This is a genomic window from Acetobacter pomorum (genome assembly GCF_002738225.1).
GTDB lineage: Bacteria > Pseudomonadota > Alphaproteobacteria > Acetobacterales > Acetobacteraceae > Acetobacter > Acetobacter pomorum.
Window position 1 is genome coordinate 1 of the sequence record NZ_PEBQ01000018.1, and the last position, 298, is coordinate 298.

Consider the following 298-nt stretch of genomic DNA (forward strand, 5'->3'; position numbering starts at 1 on the left):
ATGGGAGCAAACGTGGGCGCCGGCTCTACCGGCCGGATGTCCACGTTCTCATCTGGAGGACAGGTTTCCTGACTTTCTTTTTTTCTCGGTCGCCCACGTTTTCTGCCTGGTTGGGATCTTTTGGGAGGACGAACGATCTCGCGGAGAGGTTCCATATCTTTTAGTGCGAACAGACGTCGCGCCGCGCGATGCGTGACTTCAACAATCAGCCCTTCTTCTAGAAAACGTTCCAGATAGATGTAGGCAGCTTTGAGCGACAGGCCGAGCTCGGCTGAGAGGCGTGTTGCCGAGACCACTG

The 298-nt window shown here is 55.7% G+C and carries 1 pseudogene; it reads right to left on the bottom strand.

What is annotated here, in order from left to right:
• A pseudogene (locus tag CSR02_RS16740) lies at nucleotides 1-298 on the bottom strand (hypothetical protein); the annotation flags it as partial.